The sequence below is a fragment of the Aestuariibacter sp. A3R04 genome, from assembly GCF_018860805.1.
GTDB lineage: Bacteria > Pseudomonadota > Gammaproteobacteria > Enterobacterales > Alteromonadaceae > Alteromonas.
This window is the reverse complement of the sequence record NZ_JAHKQR010000011.1, coordinates 625,774-645,979: the sequence shown is the minus strand read 5'-3', so window position 1 is coordinate 645,979 and position 20,206 is coordinate 625,774. Positions and strand designations below refer to the sequence as shown.

Sequence of the window (20,206 nt, the reverse complement as noted above, 5' to 3'; positions counted from 1 at the left end):
ATTGGTAAATCTGGTTTGTATATCCTTACACGCAGTGGTAGAATTCGCCGCCCTTTTATTTCCGGGCCGGCAAATAACACTTTTTATTCGCCGTATCGCGTGAGTTTTGGTCGCAAAAACTCACAGAATATAACTTATAAACATTGGAGACATATTAATGTCTGGAGCAATTTTCAACCTGGATGCAGTGATCCGTACTGACCTGGGGAAAGGTGCGAGCCGCCGCCTTCGTCATGCAGATAAAGTACCTGCTATCCTTTACGGTGGTGAAGAAGCACCAGTAGCGTTGACACTTGATCACAACAAAGTGAACAACGCCGCTGATTTCGAAGCGTTTTACTCTCACGTTCTGACCTTAAACATTGACGGTCAGAAAGTCGAAGCGCTGGTCAAAGATATGCAACGCCACCCTTATAAGCCTAAGATCACTCACATCGATTTCCAGCGTGTTATTGCTGGTGAAGAACTGCATACAAGCGTTCCTTTGCACTTCGTAAACGAAGAAAAATCTGCAGCGATCAAAGCTGGCGGTATTGCTGAACACCACGTAAACGAAATTGAAATCACTTGTCTGCCTAAAGACTTGCCTGAGTTCATCGAAGTAGACATGGCTGCCGTTGAAATGGATTCTACCGTTCACCTGTCTGATCTAGCCCTGCCTGCAGGCGTTGCGTCTGTAGAACTGGCGAAAGGTGACGAAACACATAACCTAGCAGTAGTCACTGTTAAACCTGCGCCTAAAGCACCTGACGCTGAAGAAGGCGAAGAAGACGCAGCTGAGGAATAATCAGCTTGTCATCAGATATTCGTCTGATTGTGGGCCTGGGAAATCCGGGCCCAGAATACGAACACACAAGGCACAACGCTGGCGCTTGGTTCTTGAATGAACTGGCGGCGCGATATAACACTCCCCTAAAGCCCGAAAGTAAGTTTTTTGGTCTCACTGGTCGCATTACTGTAGGCACTCAAGATATTCGTCTGCTATACCCCACTACTTTTATGAACAAAAGCGGTCAGGCGGTTGCGGCATTTGCCAATTTCTACCGCATTCCCGTAGAGAATATCTTGGTTGCTTTTGATGAGCTTGATTTGCCTCCCGGTATCGCTAAATACAAAGTGGGTGGAAGCTCCAGTCAGAATGGCATTCGCGACATTGTCGCCAAAATGGGCAATAACAAAGATTTCTTGCGTTTGCGCATTGGCATCGGTCACCCTGGTCATAAAAGCAGGGTAACTGGCCATGTGCTTGGCAAGCCACCGGCAAATGAAAAGCACGCGATAGATGACGCAATAGATGAAGCTGTCCGGTGTACCGAGATTTTAATTAAAAACGATTTAAAGCAAGCCCAGAACAGACTGCATAGTTTTAAAGCTGACGTTCAAGGCTAATAACTTAACAAGGGTCCAGCACATGGGTTTTAAATGTGGCATCGTTGGTCTGCCAAATGTGGGTAAATCTACCCTGTTCAACGCACTTACCAAAGCCGGAATTGAAGCGGCTAACTTCCCGTTTTGTACCATTGAACCAAACACTGGCGTAGTGCCGGTGCCAGATTTGCGTCTCGACAAGCTCTCTGAAATCGTTAAGCCTCAGCGGGTAATTCCAACTACGATGGAATTTGTGGATATTGCTGGCTTGGTTGAAGGTGCATCTAAAGGCGAAGGTTTGGGCAACAAATTCTTGGCAAACATACGCGAAACCGACGCCATTGGCCACGTTGTACGATGTTTCGAAAATGACAACATTGTTCATGTTGCAGGAAAAGTCAGCCCGAAAGACGATATCGATGTTATCAACACAGAGTTGGCGTTGTCTGATTTAGAAACCACAGAAAAGGCCATTCACCGCGTAGCAAAACGCGCCAAAGGCGGTGACGCCGATGCCAAGTACGAGTTGAAAGTACTGGAAAAAATTAAACCTCATTTAGATGAAGGTAACTTGCTTCGCTCTTTGGAACTGAGCAAAGAAGAAATAGGCGCTATTAGTTATATGAATATGCTGACGTTAAAACCGACTATGTATGTTGCTAACGTCAACGAAGACGGCTTTGAAAACAATCCGTATTTAGATCAAGTAAAAGAAATTGCCGCAGGTGAAAACGCTGTTGTGGTTGCGGTATGCGCGGAAATAGAAGCCGAAATTGCAGAGCTGGAAGATGACGAGCGGGAAGAGTTCATGCAGGATATGGGGTTGGAAGAACCCGGTCTGAACCGTGTTATTCGCGCCGGCTACAACCTGCTTACTTTGCAAACGTATTTTACCGCTGGAGTAAAAGAAGTGCGCGCCTGGACTTACCCTGAAGGTTCAACGGCGCCTCAAGCAGCTGGTAAAATTCACACCGACTTTGAAAAAGGCTTCATACGTGCAGAAGTGGTGAGTTACGACCATTTCGTAGAATTTGGTGGGGAACAAGGTGCAAAGGACGCGGGTAAATGGCGTCTGGAAGGAAAAGACTACATCGTAAAAGATGGCGATGTCATTCACTTCCGCTTTAATGTGTAGTAAATATTGTATTTAAAAAGCACCGCCTTAAGGCGGTGTTTTTGTTTAAACCCAATACAACACTCCCCCAATTATCACCCCAGTTAGTACTAGCTGAACCACACAAAAACCCATAATGTCCTTGGCCTTCAACCCGGCTATGGCCAACACTGGCAGTGCCCAAAAAGGTTGAACGAGGTTTGTCCACGCATCACCCCAAGCCACCCCCATCGCCACTCGATTTACATCTGCGCCCAACGCTAGTGCCGCAGGCAAAACCACAGGCGCCTGTACCGCCCATTGCCCGCCTCCCGATGGTACAAAGACATTGACAATACCGGCACTAATAAAACTCCAAACCGGCAGCGACTCAGCACTTGCGAAACTAATAAGCCATTGCGACATACTGTGCGCCAAGCCAGATTGCACCATCACCGCCATGATGCCAGCGTAAAAGGGAAATTGAATAACAATTCCTGCACTGCCTTTTATCGCCTGCTGTAAACTGTGAAGCAAAGCTCGGGGCGTACCGTGAAGCACAATTGCTAAAAACATAAATAGCCCGTTAACAATATTGAGATTTAGCGAGCCCCCCTTGAAGAAATGCATCGCCAGATACGCCAAACCTGACAAACCGATGAGTTGTGCCAGCAGCACACTATTTTCCAGTTTGTCAGCTGGCCGTTTGTTTGCTACTTCAGGAAGTTTATCGTCTTCTAACCGAGATGCCGGAACAATGACGCTTTTCTCTCGGGTTGGCAGCATTAACCGATTAATCAAAGGAACAGCAACAAACAACATTGCCACCAATACCAGATTAAACGCAGCAAAGATGGTTTCGGACGTGGCTATCACGCCTATTTGGTCTGCCGTAAAATGCCCTGGCGTGGCAATAGTTAAGGGCACAGAACCCGCTAACCCACCGTGCCATACCACAAAACCAGAGTAAGCACTGGCAACGAGTAACCGGTAATCCACTTCAACGTGTCTTGCCAATGCTTTGGCAAACAGCGCCCCCACCACCAAACCAAAGCCCCAGTTAAGCCAGCTTGCCGCCAGCGATACCACTGACACTAAAACAATGGCTTTCGGTGCGCTACTTGCCAGGCTTGCCAAGCGATTTAGCGCGATTTTCACTACCGGCGTGCTGGCTAACATGTAACCCGACACCAGCACCAGCAACATTTGCATCGAAAAACTCAACAGCCCCCACAAACCATTTCCCCAATACTCGATGATCTGAATCGGCGATTGCCCTTCTATACCCATTGCTGCCGCAAACACCACCAAGGTGAGTAACAAGACAAAAATATAGGGATCGGGCAGATAACGCTCTACAACTTTAACAAAGGGAGAAGCAACCTTAGTCAACATTTTTTATTCTTCCTGTAAGGAACAAAGAAAACACTTGTTCACATTAGCGAAAAGCGCGTCATTTTTCAGCGGTAAACGCCAGATTTTGTCAAAGCCTGTCGCTGAATGTTTTATCTGAACCAAAAGTAGCAGCGAGTAAACAGGCGACAACTGGATAGTAAACTGTTGTCTTTTTCGTCATTTTGATGTCATATCGCGCAATTCAGTACACATTGTAAGCACTTAAAAAAAGTTAGTAAAAAAGGGGTTGACGGTAAGGAGTCATATACGCATAATACGCGCCACTTCCTGAGAGGGAAAAGAAATAAGAGGCTACGTAGCTCAGTTGGTTAGAGCACATCACTCATAATGATGGGGTCGCAAGTTCGAATCTCGCCGTAGCCACCATTCTTTCTTTTTCAGGTATGTCTAGCTGCGCGGAAGTGGTGGAATTGGTAGACACGCTGGATTTAGGTTCCAGTGCTTCACGGCGTGAGAGTTCAAGTCTCTCCTTCCGCACCATAATTGGGGTATAGCCAAGTTGGTAAGGCAGCGGGTTTTGATCCCGCCATCCGTTGGTTCGAGTCCAGCTACCCCAGCCATTTTCTCAGTATAATTGCGTTTTCGCGGTTATCACTTGGGGTATAGCCAAGTTGGTAAGGCAGCGGGTTTTGATCCCGCCATCCGTTGGTTCGAGTCCAGCTACCCCAGCCATATACGAAAGCCAGTCTTTGACTGGCTTTTTTTATGGCTCCAACCCACAAATTCATTCAATTTTTTTTAATAAATATGCAGCTTTAACAGTCTGAAGACTTTTCCCCTGAACCGTATCTGATACTATACAAACATTCGCTTTCAAAAATAATTCAAAAAGTTGAGAAGGAAAAGCTGTGATTAACGATATCGTATCGGCCGTGAATAATGTGCTTTGGGGTGACGGTCAGATCCTTATCGTCATGTTGTTAGGCTGCGGTCTTTGGTTCACGTGGAAATTAGGAGCTGTTCAATTAGTCCATTTTGGCCACATGTTTACGCTCATGAAAGGCAGCACATCTTCAACTAAAGAAGGTATCAGTTCTTTCCAGGCTCTATGCACGAGTTTATCGGCCAGAGTGGGAACAGGTAACCTTGCCGGGGTCGCGGTAGCTATTTCACTTGGCGGCGCCGGCGCTATATTCTGGATGTGGGTTATTGCATTTTTGGGAATGGCGACAGGCTTCGCAGAAAGTGTGCTCGGTCAGTTATACAAAGTAAAAGATGATCATGGCGAATATCGTGGTGGCCCTGCGTACTACATCAAGCAAGGGCTAAATAAAACTTGGCTTGCCGTTGCTTTTTCCTTGTGTCTCTTCTTCGGTTATGGATTTGTATTTAGCGCCGTACAAGCAAATACCATCACCGATGCCCTAAACAATGCCTATGCCTTCCCCCCACTCTATATTGGGATCGCCATCATCTCTCTGGCAGCACTAATCGTTGTAGGCGGCTTACGGGGTATCGCCCGGTTTGCAGAGTGGATTGTACCATTTATGGCCATTGGTTATGTCATTGCAGCGCTGCTCATAGTGGCGATTAACATTTCTGAACTTCCCGGTGTTCTGTTGAGCATTATAAAGTCAGCCTTCGGATTAGAAGAGGCCGGCGCAGGCATGTTAGGCGCAGCAATAAAAAATGGTATTCAACGGGGACTATACTCAAATGAAGCGGGCTCGGGCAGCGTGCCTCATGCCGCAGCAAGTGCCGCGCCTCAACCTAATCACCCGGTTTCGCAAGGTTATATTCAGATGCTTGGGGTATTTGTGGATACCATGATATTGTGTACCGCCACTGCCTTTATTATCTTGTTGGCCGGCGGTGAAGCCACAGGCCAAATGGAAGGTATCGGTATGACGCAAGCTGCCATGAATAAGCACATCGGCAGCGGTGGAACGGATTTTGTCTCTGCCGCCATTTGTCTTTTTTCTTTTACCTCTGTGGTTGCCAACTACGCCTATGGCGAAAGTAATCTACACATGTTCAAGCTCGACAATAAAATCGGCCGGCTGGTGTATACCGTGGGTTACCTAGGCATGATTTTATGGGGTTCTGTTGCAGCATTACCTACTGTGTGGGCGATGGCAGACATGGCATTGGGCTTAATGTCAGTGATTAACATTATCGCTATTGTGTGGATGACGCCTACCATAGTATCAATCAGTAAAGACTACTTTAACAAATTAAAGGCTGGCGATGATATGGCTTACAGGACTGGTGACTGTGAGATTCAAGGGCAAACTGAAAAAGGGATTTGGTAGCAGTACTAGAGTGGCCAAGCTGGTCACTCTAGCACACACAGATTAGTTCTTCGGCGACCATTCAAACTTGGCAAAAGGTGCGTCCACTGGTGTGTCTGCCAGGTGGTTAGTGTAGTTACTCATTACTTTTTGCGCCAAAATCAAAATAATGTCTAATACGTGCCGAGACGTGTAACCCGCATCGGTAAACGCTTTTTGTGCGTCATCGTCAAAATGCCCTCTGTTGCGGGTTATAGACAATACTGCGTTTTTCAATGCATTGAGTTTAGGATCAGACAGGGGCTCATCATTTCTCAACTCTTCAATTAATTTATCGTCTGCTTTCATGCTCTTGGCAATGGCGGTGTGGGCTGGCACACAGTAGTGACACGCGTGTTCAACATTAACTGTTTGCCATACCACTGTTAATTCGTTGGCATCAAACGCCGTTTTCTGTGCTAGTTCATGAAGCACTTGATAACCTTCCAGCAATTGTGGAGACTCCGCCATAACCGCGTGAAGGTTTGGGATCATGCCGAAGGCTTTTTCTGATTTATCCAAAAGCGGTCTAGCATCTTCTGGAGCGGTATCTTTGGTATGTAAAGTAAATGTTGTCATAACTTTTCCTATTAGAAGTAGAATATTCAAAAGACATGGTCACTTGTCGTTTCCGACTATAATCAATACAATAAGGCCACTTGAACGTGTGTTCAACCCAAAATTGAACGATCGTTCAAAAAAATAAGAAATAAGGTATACCAAAGTGAAATATACAGACGAGATTGTTGTAGATAGAGCAACCAGCCTGTTTTGGCAAAAAGGCTATTCATCAGTGGGTATGCGGGAACTCCAGCAGGCCCTTGATATGCGGCCGGGCAGCATTTACCACCGTTTTAATAGTAAAGAAGGGCTATTTAAACGCGTTATCGAGCACTATGTAGCGACGAGTGAAGCGCAACTTCTTGCCATTGCAAACCTTGAGGCACCGCTCACTGAACTTCGCAGCTACTTCATAGAGACACTGACAAAGCCTGAACAACTGCAATACCAGAGGCAGTGTCTACTCGTTAAAACGATTGCAGACATTGAAAATGTCAACGATGACGTACAAGAGGCAATTGTGAAAGGTATGAATGCGCTTAGAAACGCTTTTGAACGAGTGTTAATTAAAGCGCAATCAACAAAGGCGTTAAGCGAACAGTGTGATACAAAACAACAATCTATCTGGCTACAGTGTCAATTCGTCGGGCTGCGGACGTTTGCACTATTAAATAACGACACTGGCCTCATTACCATGCTGGTAGATAAAACCATGGCCGAGCTCTGCAGGGCTGACTAACCCTGCATCATCATTCTAATTAATTGAATAACAAGCGAAATCATAATTAATGGCCAAATCCAGCGACTTATTTTTCCCGCTGTTTCCGAACTAACCCGCATTTTAGAACGTTCAATCAAGGGTACTATCACAATCAGCGCCAGAAAAAGTACACCTAATAAAATCAGAACTTCCATTCGCTCATCCCCATGGCATATCTCAATACTTGATGTTTAACCGGGCCTGCCACATCAGCGCCCTTTAACATCGCGTTTCTCATCCATTTAAGTGGGGCTATCTGATTACTAAACAAGAGGTAAAACCCATCCATTGCAGACATCATCAATCCGTTATCTCTTTTCCTGGGTCCTTCGTATGCTTGTTGAAGACGCAGGTAGAAGTCATCTTTATCCGGTCCCAACAACTCGGTAATCGCCAACAGTGCAGACACGTCTTTAAACCCAAGATTCACCCCTTGTCCCGCCAACGGGTTAATTGTGTGTGCCGCATCACCAATTAGAATAATGCCGGGCTGTACATACTGACTGGCGTGGGAGCGGGTCAGTACAAACGCCGCTTTGTCTATAACATTAAAATCAGACGGCAGCGGTGGGAAGTCATTTAAAATAGCTTGCTTGAGCGATGCGGGCTTTAACTGCTTTAGTGCCTTTATCCTGTCAGCTTTGTCGTACCAAATTAGTGAGGCATAGTTTTCATACATTGGCAACAACGCACGAGGACCTGTGGGGAAAAATTGCTGCCACGTGCGCGCGGCACACGGCGCGGTCAAGGCAACGGTAATACCCAACGCCTGCTGGGCGTATTGCCAGCCGCTCGCGCCAATATCCGCCAACGTCCTAACCTGACTTTTTGCACCATCAGCACCAATTAGGTAGCGGCAAACTAACGTATCACCATTGCTCAAAGAAACCGACACCCCGGACTCTTCAAGTTGATAGGCCGAGAGTGTAGCGTCAATGATCCAATGCACATCCGTTCCAGCCAGGGCCTCGTGACAACCGAGTTGGAGCAATCGATTTTCCACGAAATACCCCAACAAGGGCTCACCAATCTCATCTGCGACAAATTCCGTTGCCATCGAAGGCGACTCCCAAACAGCAAGTTCACTGTATTCGCGCAAGCGGCTATTTTCAATATACGGCCATGCACCCAGTCGTTTGAGTAATTGCACAGACGTGACGCTAATGGCCGAAACCCGCAAATCAGGGGGTTGTTCTGGAGAAAATGGGGATGGCAACACACTTTCGATAATTGCGATGCGGTACCCCTGTTGCACCAACCCCAGAGCCAGTGACGCGCCCACCATACCACCGCCATTGATACAAAAATCGTACATAACCCCTCCTGCATAGACCCATTATTATGACTGAAAGTATCACTAACTGCCATGAAGCCTTTGTCAGTCTCTTGTGTTAGATCAGACCGGCATGAAAAGTACTGCTTCCCAGTAAAAGTGTTTTTACGAATTGCTGGGCAAATAGCCTCACAGCAGGTAAAATACGCGGCTATTTTGAACATTTCCGGCGGTATTCGACGCAAGCGGCACGCAAATAGGTGCCAGCACGTCTCTTCCTAAAAGGCGGGAAGACACCACTTAATGATGCCGGTTACCTGAAAACGTGACGTGAAAATGACCAAAAAGCTGTTTATTAAAACCTGGGGTTGCCAAATGAACGAGTACGACTCGGAAAAAATGGCAGACCTACTCGACTCGACCCACGGTTATTCGCTTGCGCAGGAAGCAGAAGACGCGGACGTGATCTTATTGAACACGTGCTCGATCCGCGAAAAAGCACAGGAAAAAGTGTTCCATCAACTGGGCCGTTGGAAAAACCTAAAACAAAAGAATCCCGACCTTATCATCGGTGTAGGTGGCTGTGTTGCCTCTCAGGAAGGCGACCATATCCGCCAGCGCGCGCCCTTTGTTGACTTGATTTTTGGCCCACAAACACTGCATCGCCTGCCTGAAATGATTAACCAGCTACAGGGCGGTGCAAAATCAGTTGTGGATGTAAGTTTCCCCGAAATTGAAAAATTTGACCGTCTACCGGAACCCCGTGCTGAAGGCCCAACGGCATTTGTTTCGATCATGGAGGGGTGCTCAAAATATTGTACGTTTTGCGTAGTGCCCTACACCCGCGGCGAAGAAGTGAGTCGGCCGTTGGATGACGTCATTCTGGAAATTGCTCAACTGGCAGAGCAAGGCGTGCGCGAAGTCAACTTACTGGGACAAAACGTGAATGCGTATCGCGGCGCGCATCACGACGGCAGTATTTGCCGGTTTTCCGAATTACTTGAACTCGTTGCCGCTATCGATGGCATCGACCGCATTCGATACACCACGTCTCACCCCGTTGAGTTTACCGACGACATCATTGCGGCTTACGCTAACATACCCGAACTGGTAGATCACCTTCATCTCCCCGTGCAAAGCGGCTCTGACCGTATTTTAAACATGATGAAGCGAGGCCACACTGCACTGGAATACAAGTCGAAAATTCGCAAGCTAAAAAAAGTAAGACCGAATATTTGTATGTCTTCTGATTTTATTATCGGCTACCCGGGTGAAACAGACGCTGATTTTGAAGCCACCATGGACCTTATCCAGGCAGTTGACTATGATCTAAGTTTCAGTTTTATTTACAGTGCCCGCCCTGGTACACCCGCCGCCGATGCCGTGGACGACGTCAGTGAAGAAGTTAAAAAGCAGCGCTTGTATTTACTTCAACAGCGCATCAACCAGCAAGCACTGCGCATTGCCCGCAACATGCTCGGAACAGAGCAGCGCATTTTGGTTGAGGGGCCGTCAAAGAAAAACCCTATGGAACTGTCTGGTCGTACAGAAAACAACCGGGTTGTGAACTTTGAAGGCTCCCCAGACATGATTGGAGAATTCGTTGATGTTACCATCACAGATGTCTTTTCTAATTCACTTCGCGGTGACGTAGTAAGAAGAGAAAGAGACATGGGGTTGCGTGTTGCTATTTCGCCCCAATCTATAACCGCAAAACATCAGGAAAATATACCTGATGTATTAGGTGTGGGTCAGTTTGACCCATCCGTAACAGCATAGCGAGGAATATCACAACTTGAGTACACTGGTAAGCAACGAAGTTATTTTAGAACCTGCAGACAATAAACGTTTATCCAGTCTTTGCGGCCCGTTTGATGACAATATCAAGCAAATTGAGCGCCGTTTAGGAGTGGAAATCAGTTACCGGAATAACGCCTTCAAGGTGCTCGGTGACGCCTTGCAGGCCAACGGCGCCACCGAGCTACTCAAGTTGTTGTACATCGAAACGCAACCTGTGAAAGGAGTGGTACCACAACTTGAACCGGACCAGGTTCACCTGGCCATTCAGGAAGCCAGTTGTTTGGAGAGATCTGAATCCGCCTCCTACGGTAAAGAAGTAAACATCCGCACCAAGCGGGGCGTGATAAAACCGAGAAATCCCAATCAGGGGCAATATGTAGCGAATGTCATCAATCACGACATCACATTTGGCATTGGACCCGCCGGAACCGGTAAAACTTATCTCGCCGTAGCTTGTGCCGTTGATGCACTGGAACGTCAGGAAGTACGCCGTATTTTGCTTACGCGCCCAGCGGTAGAAGCCGGTGAAAAACTGGGGTTTCTGCCTGGTGATCTATCGCAAAAAGTCGATCCGTACCTGCGTCCACTCTACGACGCACTGTTTGAAATGCTCGGTTTTGAAAAAGTGGAAAAACTCATGGAGCGAAACGTCATTGAGGTCGCGCCTTTAGCCTATATGCGAGGTCGCACACTAAATGACGCCTTTGTCATTTTGGATGAAAGTCAGAACACTACCACCGAGCAAATGAAAATGTTTCTCACCCGTATTGGCTTTAATTCAAAAGCGGTTATCACCGGGGACATCACACAGGTAGATTTGCCCAGGGGAGTGCGATCTGGCTTGAGAAACTGTATAGAAGTACTGGAAAACGTGCCGGATATTTCATTTAACTTTTTCAAGGCTGAAGACGTAGTACGTCACCCAGTGGTAGCGCGTATTGTTCAGGCTTATGAACAATTTGACAGTGAACAGGAAAAAATTCGTCAGGCAAAGCGCGCGGCCGCAGAACTGGAAAAATCCGCCCAAGCCCCATCAGACAGCGGAGACAACAAACCCTCATGACCGCATTGGTTGATATACAGGTAGCTGAAGATTTACCCGATAATCTGGCTACCTGCCTGCCCTCGACATCGCTAGTCGAGAACTGGGCGAATGCTGTACTGACGGAGCTTCAGGCCAAGGAAAAAGAATTTACGGTTAGGTATGTCGACAACCACGAGTCTCAATTGTTAAATGCGACTTACCGTCAAAAAGACAAACCGACCAATGTGTTGTCATTTCCCTTTGAATGCCCTCCGGGTGTACCCCTTAATTTATTGGGCGATCTGGTTGTCTGCGTGCCTGTTATTCTGCGCGAAGCCGACGAACAAAACAAAACAGCAACACATCACTTTGCCCATATGATTATTCATGGCTTGTTACACTTGTTCGGATATGACCACATTGAAGAACAAGAGGCGGAAGAGATGGAATCACTCGAAAAACACATTTTGGCACAATTAGGCATTGACGACCCGTATCAAGAGCTTTAACGTTTAACAGACAGAGAATAAATAAGACCCTATATGAGCGAAGATAACCCTCACTCTACCAACGGTTCGACGAGCAAAGGTTGGTTCGATAAATTAAGACTGACATTTTCCGGCGAGCCGAAAAGCAAAGAAGATCTGGTAGAGGTCATCACTGAAGCCGAGCAACGGGAACTGATAGACCCTCAAACCAGAGAAATGATTGAAGGTGTTATTGGTGTCAATGAAATGCGTGTTAGGGATATTATGATCCCCAGGACGCAAATGACCACCATTGACATTGAACAGAACGTGGAAGAATTTCTGCCTAAAATTCTGGATACAGCTCACTCTCGCTTTCCTGTGATCAGCGAAGACAAAGATCACATCGAAGGAATATTACTGGCAAAAGATCTTCTCGGTTATGCCTTTTCCGCGGAAAAAACGTTTCAACTTAAAGACGTTATCCGCCCTGCGGTAATTGTACCGGAAAGCAAGCGTGTGGATGTGCTGCTAAAAGAATTTCGACAACAGCGTTATCACATGGCCATTGTTGTCGATGAATACGGCGGCGTATCCGGGCTTGTCACCATCGAAGATATCCTCGAGCTCATCGTAGGTGAAATTGAAGATGAGTACGACATCGACGACGACGGTACTGAAGATATTAAACCGTTAAACAAATCAACGTTTACGGTGAAAGCCCTTACCGCTGTAGATGATTTCAATGATTTTTTCAAAACTTCATTCAGTGAAGAAGAAGCTGACACCATCGGCGGTATCGTACTTAAGGCATTTGGCCATATGCCAGAAACCAACGATGAAATTGTTATCAATGACATTCACTTTAAGATAACCAACTCAGACAAGCGTAGGCTTGTTCAGTTAAAGGTCACCATTCCTGCCATGGAGTAAAGCTTTGAAAGCCTGGCTCACCCATTCATTGGCGCTGCTTAGCGGTGCCAGTCTTACCTTCGCCTATGCCCCTTTCTCACTCTGGCCAGTAGCGCTCATCGCTATGGCGGTAGCCATTCGGCAATTGCGCGCATCTCAGCGCCCTTTCCTTACCAGTTGGCTATTCGGTTTAGGTTGGTTTGGTGCCGGGATCAGTTGGGTACACGTGAGTATCGCAGATTTTGGCGGTTTACCTATTGTGCTCTCTGTGCTGCTCATGCTGATATTGTGTGGTTATTTGGCACTCTACCCCGCATTCGCCATGTGGCTAACAAAACGGTATTTCCCGACGAGGTTGTGGCCCCTCGCGTTGCCGTTTATCTGGGTAGTCGCAGAATGGTTGAGAAGTTGGATGTTTACAGGGTTTCCTTGGTTATCGTTAGGCTATTCCCAAACTGATAGCCTGTTAGCGGGGTGGATGCCAGTTATCGGCGAAACCGGCGTCACCGCATTAGTGATTGCCCTTGCTACGTCGTTGGCGCTTGTAAAACGCAACAAGCGAGTAATTTACCCGTGTTTGCTGTTCTCAGTGTGTTTTGTTTCCGGTTTTCTGCTCAAGCAGGTGGAATGGGTAGTTAGAGACAAATCTTACAACGTGGCCATGGTTCAGGGAAATATCGCACAATCCTTACGCTGGGTGCCTGAACAAGATGGCCCCACCATGGAGAAATACCGCAATTTAACGGCTCCACTGTGGCAAAGCGATTTAATAATTTGGCCGGAAGCCGCCGTACCAAAACTCGAATTAATGGCGACAGGTTACCTGGCGGAATTAGACAAGAAAGCATATGAAAGCAACTCGGGCTTGATAACCGGTATTGTAAATTACAACTGGGAGTCTGAAGAGGCGTGGAACAACCTGCTGGTTTTGGGCAAAACCAAACCCACTGACACTGGCCCTCAATATCACTATTTCCACAATAACCGCTACGCAAAACACCACTTGCTACCTGTGGGAGAGTTTGTACCCTTTGAAGATATTTTACGCCCCCTTGCCCCGCTATTCGATTTACCCATGTCATCCTTCTCAAGAGGGGATTATGAACAACCTAACCTTGTGGCCAATGGAATACATTTGGCACCGGCCATTTGCTTTGAAATTGCATTTCCAAGGCAGGTTGCTGCCAATGTTCACGCCAATACAGATATGATCGTTACAGTCAGCAACGACGCGTGGTTTGGTCACTCACACGGACCGGCCCAGCACCTGGAAATTGCCCGGGTGAGAGCAATCGAATTTGGCAGGCCAGTGCTTCGTGCCACTAACAACGGCATTACCGCCTTTATTAATGAAAAGGGTGATGTAGATGCCGTATTGCCTCAGTTTGAGGCCGCAAGTATCTCCGCTACAGTTCAGGCACAACACGGCCTCACCCCCTATAATTATTTTGGTGATTTGCTAGTATGGGCGCTCAGTGCGTTAGGGTTTGCCATAGCCCTGTTTTTATCCCGTAAGCAAAGCACGCTATTAATTCAGCAAGAGAGCAATTGACATGCCTACCATCGACCTTACGCCGCTCTACCGCTCATTTATCGGCTCCGACCACCTTGCCGCCCTGGTAGAAGCCGCAAATCGCGCAGAAAAACAGAGCAGCTATCCGCCTTACAACATCGAAATTATTGATGAATTCACGTACCGCATTACCATGGCAGTGGCGGGTTTCAGGCAAGAAGATATAACCGTCGAAATAATGGACAACACCCTGAGGATAAGTGGCAGAAAAGCAGCCGCCAACAGTGAACGGAAATTTCTCCACAAAGGTATTTCAGAACGCAATTTCGAACGCAAATTTCAACTGGGTGACAACGTGAAAGTGATTGCTGCAGATATGGACATTGGTTTATTGCATATTGATTTAAAACGCATTATTCCAGAAACCAAAAAGCCACGGAAGATCGAAATTGGCAAGCCAGTATTAGGTCATGACGACATATAATCACTGGCCAATAAGCTGGGTAGTAATACTTGACGCAGTGATACAGGCAACCCATAGTAGACAACTTATGCCACATCAAAGAGGTAACATATGCTTATCCTGATGCGAACCCTTTGCATTTCACTATTCTTGAGCCTTTGTGTTTCCCTTTGCGCAACATGGATGGATTATAGAGTAAATCCCTCAGAAATTTTTCACAAAAACGGTGACACCCAATGGACAGTGGTTTTTGAGACATTTGCCAGTTGGTTCGTTCCAGGAGTACTTATGATTGCTCCCGTTGCCATTATCGTGCTAGCGGCTATTTCACGTAGTAAGAACCCCGAATAGTCTTTTTCGATTCGGGTTCAGCAGCTAATATTGGGACGCAGCGTAGTTCGCTTTTTGGAAAAGCTCAGTGGCAGTAAACCAGTTCATGAACACTTGGTGCTCAGTATCACTTACGCCAATTACTGACATGTGAGTTTCCTTGTCGTTTACCACTCTGGTCACATTAGGTAGAGACCACTTTTCTTGCAAGTGAATATTACTTACCAAATCCTTGTCTGAGCCGTAAGATAAAATGGGTACTTTTAACGCTTTTAAATCGGTGAACATATCTGTTTGTTCCACAGACAGTCCTGCACGACGAAGCGCCAATTTCGCCCCCGCTCGAATAGAATCATCAGGGACAAGTTTACTCAGACCAGGCTTAAACGTATGTGCTACACCTAGAGTGGCTCGATCAAATCTGTCCATAGGGGCCAATAAAATAAGGCCGGAAATTAAATCGAGTTTACGTGCAGTTTTTACTGCGGCCAAAGCGCCCATGGAATGCCCGACCAGGTAAACTGGCTCATCGGCAAATGAAACCTCAGAATTAATAAACTCTGCTAGCAGTGCTCCATCTTTTACACCAAAACCCAATGGCGCAGATGACTCGCCCTGTCCCATCATGTCAGGCTCGATTACTCTAAAACCCAGGGCCTGAAAATAAAAACCGGTAGCCATCCAGCTTTCTTTCTTAGCGCCGTAACCGTGAAGCAGCACAACTGTACCGGAAAAACTACCTATCACGTCGTCATCAATAGTGACTTCCTTGAGAAAACTAAACTGATTGCCGAAGTCTCGAGACACAGAAAAGGATTTGCTCGGTAAATCATGTATCTTGGGCGCGCCTTCGCGATAGGGAATACATAGCTCCAGTTTAGCGCTGCACCATGTTTTGCTGGTCACACCCCACTGACTATACATTTCATCTAGTGTGGCTTGCTCATAGTGAATAAGCTGCGCGGGAGATTCGATACGATCAGCGACCATCCGTGAGCAGCCGCTGAGTAACATCAGGACTGAAATAATAACGAGTTGCTTCACTGGAGGGTACCGCTCTATATGGTTCTGCCCGTCACTGGGCGACATTAAACATCATCCGAAGAGCTGGCGCTCTTCGGAACCGAGGGACAAATGCCCTTAAATATACTCAACCTTGATGATTTCAAACTCGACTGTGCCGGCCGGCGTCTGAATATTCACGACATCATCCAGTTCCTTACCAATTAAACCCCGGGCAATAGGAGAATTCACGGAAATCAGATTGTTCTTAATATCTGCTTCGTCATCACCAACAATGCGGTACGTTGTTTCCGCGTCAGTTTCAAGGTTCATAATGGTAACTGTAGTACCAAAAATCACCTTACCGTTATTATCCATTTTGGTAACGTCAATGATTTGAGCATTAGACAATTTACCTTCGATATCCTGAATTCTTCCTTCGCAAAAGCTCTGCTCTTCGCGGGCAGCATGGTATTCTGCATTTTCCTTCAGATCACCATGCTCACGGGCCTCGGCGATGGAATTGATAATGCGAGGACGGGTAACCGTTTTTAATTCATTCAATTCTTTGCGCAATAACTCTGCGCCACGAGCGGTCATTGGATACTGACTCATGGATATATCTCACTTAGTTTTTGGTTGTCGCTAAGTTAAAAAAGTGCGCCAAATAGGCGCACTTTTTTGAAAAAGGCTAATCGCGTAATATAACGCAATTATGGCCTCTTGTCATTACCCGTTGATACGGGCATGTAACTCCTGCACAGAAGCGACCTTATTGCGATCATCCGCTGATTTTGCGCGAATAGTGGCAAATGCGGCATTCATTGTGGTGGTATACGTTATTTTATTTAACAAGGCTTCACGACGAATGTACACAGAATCTGTAATGGCCTGACGGCCTTCCGTAGTATTAATGATGTAGCTGTACTCACCATTTTTGATAGCGTCGACAATATTCGGACGTCCCTCTGAAACCTTATTAACTACAGAGCATTGAATGCCCGCTTCAATTAAGCCTCTGGCTGTACCACTGGTAGCCTCAATTTCAAAACCGGCATCAATCATTGCTTTCGCTAAATCTACGATGCGGGCTTTGTCATTGTTGCGCACTGATATCAACGCTTTCCCTTCTCTGGGCAGTGGCGCGCTAGCCCCTAAATTCGCCTTAGCGTAAGCTTCTTCGAATGTGTCCCCCACCCCCATTACCTCACCGGTAGAGCGCATTTCCGGGCCGAGAAGTGGATCTACACCCTGGAATTTAGCAAATGGCAGTACCACTTCTTTCACAGAATAAAACGGAGGAATGATTTCTTCCGTAACACCCTGTGCTTGCAATGATTTACCAGCCATACAACGCGCGGCTACTTTGGCCAAAGGTACACCTGTTGCCTTTGATACAAACGGCACCGTTCGGGCTGCGCGAGGATTCACTTCGATAAGGTAAACTTCACCGTCTTTAATCGCAAACTGCGTGTTCATCAACCCCACTACCCCCAACTCAAGAGCCATATCACGCACCTGTTGGCGCATGGTGTCCTGAATATCTTTAGGCAACGAATGCGGGGGCAATGAACACGCTGAATCTCCAGAATGAACACCCGCCTGTTCAATATGCTCCATAATACCGCCGATAACGACCTCAGCGCCGTCACAAATCGCATCAATATCCACTTCGATGGCGTCATCGAGGAAGCGATCCAACAGAACCGGGGCGTCGTTAGACACTTTTACCGCTTCATTTAGATATCGCTTGAGATCCTTAATGTCGTACACAATTTCCATCGCACGACCACCCAGTACGTAAGACGGGCGCACCACCAACGGGAAACCTATCTCTTCAGCTTTTGTCAGCGCTTGTTCAGTGTTCGTTACCGTTGCATTAGCGGGTTGCTTAAGTCCGAGTTTGTTCACCATGTGCTGAAAGCGTTCACGGTCTTCAGCGCGATCAATGGCTTCCGGCGACGTACCAATAATAGGCACGCCATTAGCTTCAAGAGCGCGAGCCAGTTTAAGTGGGGTTTGCCCGCCGTATTGAACAATCACACCTTTGGGTTGTTCTTTGGCCACAATTTCCAACACGTCTTCCAGTGTTACTGGTTCGAAATAGAGACGATCTGAGGTATCGTAGTCTGTGGAAACCGTTTCAGGGTTACAGTTGACCATGATGGTTTCGTAACCGTCCTCACGCATTGACAATGCAGCATGTACACAGCAATAATCAAATTCGATACCCTGCCCAATGCGGTTCGGACCGCCTCCCAGTACCATGATTTTATCTTTGTCTGTTGGTGCAGCTTCACATTCCTCATCATATGTGGAATACATGTAAGCGGTACTGGTTGAAAACTCTGCAGCACAGGTATCAACGCGCTTGTACACCGGAGAGATGCCAAAACCACGACGTACATCGCGAATATCGCTTTCTGCCACATTTGTCAATTCAGCCAAGCGGGCATCCGAAAAACCTTTGCGCTTCAAAGCGCGCATAAAATCGGCATCCAAGCCTGATACACCAGCCTCAGTAACCTGTTTTTCCAGCTTAACTAAATCTTCCAGTTGCACCAGATACCAACGGTCGATGTTTGTCACTTCGAACACTTCGTCAACCGTCATACCCATGCGGAAAGCATCGGCAATGTACCAAATACGCTCTGCACCCGGTTCGCGCAATTCGTACATCAATTTGTTCTTAGCGTCGTCGTCCTCTGGGTCGAGAATGGGATTTAATCCAGTTGCGCCAACTTCCAAACCACGCAAGGCTTTCTGAAGGGATTCCTGCTGATTACGGCCAATAGCCATCACTTCGCCCACAGATTTCATCTGTGTCGTTAAGCGATCATTCGCGCCGGCAAACTTTTCAAAGTTAAAGCGGGGAATTTTGGTAACCACATAATCGATAGACGGTTCAAACGATGCAGGCGTAAGACCACCGGTGATGTCATTTGCCAATTCGTCCAGGGTATAGCCCACAGCCAGCTTAGCGGCAACTTTTGCAATGGGAAAACCCGTCGCCTTTGAGGCTAATGCAGAAGAACGGGAAACCCGCGGGTTCATTTCAATAATCACCATACGACCAGTGTTAGGGTCGACACCAAACTGTACGTTAGATCCTCCCGTTTCCACACCAATTTCACGCAATACCGCCATGGCAGCGTTACGCATAATTTGGAATTCTTTGTCAGTAAGGGTTTGTGCTGGCGCTACCGTGATAGAATCACCGGTATGCACGCCCATGGGATCGAAGTTTTCAATGGTACAAACGATAATACAGTTATCCTGCTTATCCCGTACCACTTCCATCTCGTATTCTTTCCAGCCAATCAGTGATTCATCAATCAACAACTCCTTGGTGGGTGACAAATCAAGACCACGGTGGCAAATTTCATTGAATTCTTCAATATTGTAGGCAATACCGCCCCCGGATCCTCCCATGGTAAAAGACGGTCGGATAATACACGGGAACCCGATGCGTGAAAGAACGTCATGCGCCTGTTCCATGGAATGTGCAATTTCAGCTCGGGGACATTCAAGGCCAATAGACTTCATGGCTTTGTCAAAGCGTTCACGGTCTTCTGCTTTGTCTATGGCGTCCGCCGTTGCACCAATAAGTTCTACGCCAAACTCCCTGAGTACTCCCTCGCGCTCAAGATCCAGCGCACAGTTCAGTGCAGTTTGCCCACCCATGGTAGGTAACACGGCGTCAGGGCGCTCTTTTTCGATAATTTTGCGTACCACTTCCCAATGAATGGGCTCGATATAAGTCGCATCGGCCATTTCAGGGTCGGTCATAATAGTGGCAGGGTTTGAGTTTACGAGAATAACTCTGTAACCTTCTTCGCGAAGTGCTTTACAGGCTTGTGCGCCAGAATAGTCAAATTCACAGGCCTGGCCGATAACAATTGGACCGGCACCCAGAATCAGAATACTTTTTATGTCAGTACGTTTTGGCATTGT

General features: G+C 47.0%; 19 protein-coding genes and 4 tRNA genes. 16 read left to right on the top strand and 7 right to left on the bottom strand.

Annotated elements, in window-relative coordinates:
• Positions 1-157 precede the first annotated feature (157 nt).
• The 3 genes from KO518_RS12265 to ychF are packed head-to-tail and all read left to right on the top strand — an operon-like array spanning position 158 to position 2,503.
• Entirely contained in the window at positions 158-787 is a 630-nt protein-coding gene (locus KO518_RS12265; RefSeq protein ID WP_216026103.1) for a 50S ribosomal protein L25/general stress protein Ctc, read from the top strand.
• 5 nt (positions 788-792) lie between these two features.
• Positions 793-1,389, top strand: coding sequence for an aminoacyl-tRNA hydrolase (pth, locus tag KO518_RS12260; RefSeq protein ID WP_216026102.1), 597 nt, complete (start codon positions 793-795; stop codon positions 1,387-1,389).
• A gap of 22 nt (positions 1,390-1,411) precedes the next feature.
• Positions 1,412-2,503, top strand: a complete 1,092-nt coding sequence (ychF, locus tag KO518_RS12255) for a redox-regulated ATPase YchF (RefSeq protein WP_216026101.1) — start codon at positions 1,412-1,414, stop codon at positions 2,501-2,503.
• A 45-nt stretch (positions 2,504-2,548) separates the two neighbouring features.
• Here ychF and KO518_RS12250 read toward each other — a convergent pair whose 3' ends face one another.
• A complete protein-coding gene (locus tag KO518_RS12250) occupies positions 2,549-3,856 on the bottom strand; it encodes a short-chain fatty acid transporter (protein ID WP_216026100.1) in 1,308 nt (435 codons plus the stop codon).
• Between the two features lie 310 nt (positions 3,857-4,166).
• Here KO518_RS12250 and KO518_RS12245 point away from each other — a divergent pair.
• The 5 genes from KO518_RS12245 (at position 4,167) to KO518_RS12225 (ending at position 6,129) form a co-directional block, all read left to right on the top strand.
• Positions 4,167-4,243 (top strand) — tRNA-Met (locus tag KO518_RS12245).
• Between the two features lie 29 nt (positions 4,244-4,272).
• Positions 4,273-4,357 (top strand) — tRNA-Leu (locus tag KO518_RS12240).
• A 4-nt stretch (positions 4,358-4,361) separates the two neighbouring features.
• Positions 4,362-4,437 (top strand) — tRNA-Gln (locus KO518_RS12235).
• Positions 4,438-4,473: 36 nt separating this feature from the next.
• Positions 4,474-4,549, top strand: a tRNA-Gln gene (locus KO518_RS12230).
• Between the two features lie 176 nt (positions 4,550-4,725).
• Positions 4,726-6,129: an alanine/glycine:cation symporter family protein gene (locus KO518_RS12225; RefSeq protein WP_216026099.1), complete on the top strand. Its 1,404-nt coding sequence runs from the start codon at positions 4,726-4,728 to the stop codon at positions 6,127-6,129.
• Positions 6,130-6,171: 42 nt separating this feature from the next.
• On the opposite strand, the gene KO518_RS12220 is transcribed toward KO518_RS12225, so the two are convergent.
• On the bottom strand, positions 6,172-6,726 hold the full coding sequence (locus KO518_RS12220) for a carboxymuconolactone decarboxylase family protein (protein ID WP_216026098.1): 555 nt from the start codon (positions 6,724-6,726) through the stop codon (positions 6,172-6,174).
• 145 nt (positions 6,727-6,871) lie between these two features.
• On the opposite strand from KO518_RS12220, the gene KO518_RS12215 reads away from it, so the two are divergent.
• Complete coding sequence (locus KO518_RS12215; protein WP_216026097.1) at positions 6,872-7,447, top strand: TetR/AcrR family transcriptional regulator; 576 nt, start codon at positions 6,872-6,874, stop codon at positions 7,445-7,447.
• Here KO518_RS12215 and KO518_RS12210 read toward each other — a convergent pair.
• Positions 7,444-7,623, bottom strand: coding sequence for a hypothetical protein (locus KO518_RS12210; RefSeq protein WP_216026096.1), 180 nt, complete (start codon positions 7,621-7,623; stop codon positions 7,444-7,446). The genes KO518_RS12215 and KO518_RS12210 overlap by 4 nt on opposite strands.
• Positions 7,611-8,783 (bottom strand): FAD-dependent monooxygenase, encoded by a 1,173-nt coding sequence (locus KO518_RS12205; RefSeq protein ID WP_216026095.1) that lies wholly within the window; start codon positions 8,781-8,783, stop codon positions 7,611-7,613. The genes KO518_RS12210 and KO518_RS12205 overlap by 13 nt, the downstream gene beginning before the upstream one ends.
• Positions 8,784-9,077: 294 nt before the next feature.
• Between KO518_RS12205 and miaB the strand changes: the two genes are divergently transcribed.
• The 7 genes from miaB to KO518_RS12170 all read left to right on the top strand — a co-directional run bounded on the left by miaB (position 9,078) and on the right by KO518_RS12170 (position 15,271).
• Positions 9,078-10,520, top strand: a complete 1,443-nt coding sequence (miaB, locus tag KO518_RS12200; protein ID WP_216026094.1) for a tRNA (N6-isopentenyl adenosine(37)-C2)-methylthiotransferase MiaB — start codon at positions 9,078-9,080, stop codon at positions 10,518-10,520.
• 16 nt (positions 10,521-10,536) lie between these two features.
• On the top strand, positions 10,537-11,604 hold the full coding sequence (locus tag KO518_RS12195; protein ID WP_216026093.1) for a PhoH family protein: 1,068 nt from the start codon (positions 10,537-10,539) through the stop codon (positions 11,602-11,604).
• On the top strand, positions 11,601-12,074 hold the full coding sequence (gene ybeY, locus KO518_RS12190) for an rRNA maturation RNase YbeY (protein ID WP_216026092.1): 474 nt from the start codon (positions 11,601-11,603) through the stop codon (positions 12,072-12,074). The genes KO518_RS12195 and ybeY overlap by 4 nt, the downstream gene beginning before the upstream one ends.
• Before the next feature lie 33 nt (positions 12,075-12,107).
• Positions 12,108-12,965 carry a CNNM family magnesium/cobalt transport protein CorC gene (gene corC, locus KO518_RS12185; protein ID WP_216026091.1) on the top strand — a complete coding sequence of 286 codons (858 nt, stop codon included), beginning with the start codon at positions 12,108-12,110 and terminating at the stop codon, positions 12,963-12,965.
• Between the two features lie 4 nt (positions 12,966-12,969).
• Complete coding sequence (lnt, locus tag KO518_RS12180; RefSeq protein WP_252736108.1) at positions 12,970-14,496, top strand: apolipoprotein N-acyltransferase; 1,527 nt, start codon at positions 12,970-12,972, stop codon at positions 14,494-14,496.
• Between the two features lies 1 nt (position 14,497).
• Positions 14,498-14,941 (top strand): Hsp20 family protein, encoded by a 444-nt coding sequence (locus KO518_RS12175; protein ID WP_216026090.1) that lies wholly within the window; start codon positions 14,498-14,500, stop codon positions 14,939-14,941.
• Between the two features lie 162 nt (positions 14,942-15,103).
• Positions 15,104-15,271: a hypothetical protein gene (locus KO518_RS12170; RefSeq protein WP_216026089.1), complete on the top strand. Its 168-nt coding sequence runs from the start codon at positions 15,104-15,106 to the stop codon at positions 15,269-15,271.
• 24 nt (positions 15,272-15,295) lie between these two features.
• On the opposite strand, the gene KO518_RS12165 is transcribed toward KO518_RS12170, so the two are convergent.
• From KO518_RS12165 to carB, 3 genes are all read right to left on the bottom strand, one after another.
• On the bottom strand, positions 15,296-16,339 hold the full coding sequence (locus tag KO518_RS12165) for an alpha/beta hydrolase (protein WP_216026088.1): 1,044 nt from the start codon (positions 16,337-16,339) through the stop codon (positions 15,296-15,298).
• 51 nt (positions 16,340-16,390) lie between these two features.
• Entirely contained in the window at positions 16,391-16,867 is a 477-nt protein-coding gene (greA, locus tag KO518_RS12160) for a transcription elongation factor GreA (RefSeq protein WP_216026087.1), read from the bottom strand.
• Positions 16,868-16,981: 114 nt separating this feature from the next.
• Positions 16,982-20,203, bottom strand: coding sequence for a carbamoyl-phosphate synthase large subunit (gene carB, locus KO518_RS12155; RefSeq protein ID WP_216026086.1), 3,222 nt, complete (start codon positions 20,201-20,203; stop codon positions 16,982-16,984).
• Positions 20,204-20,206 lie beyond the last annotated feature (3 nt).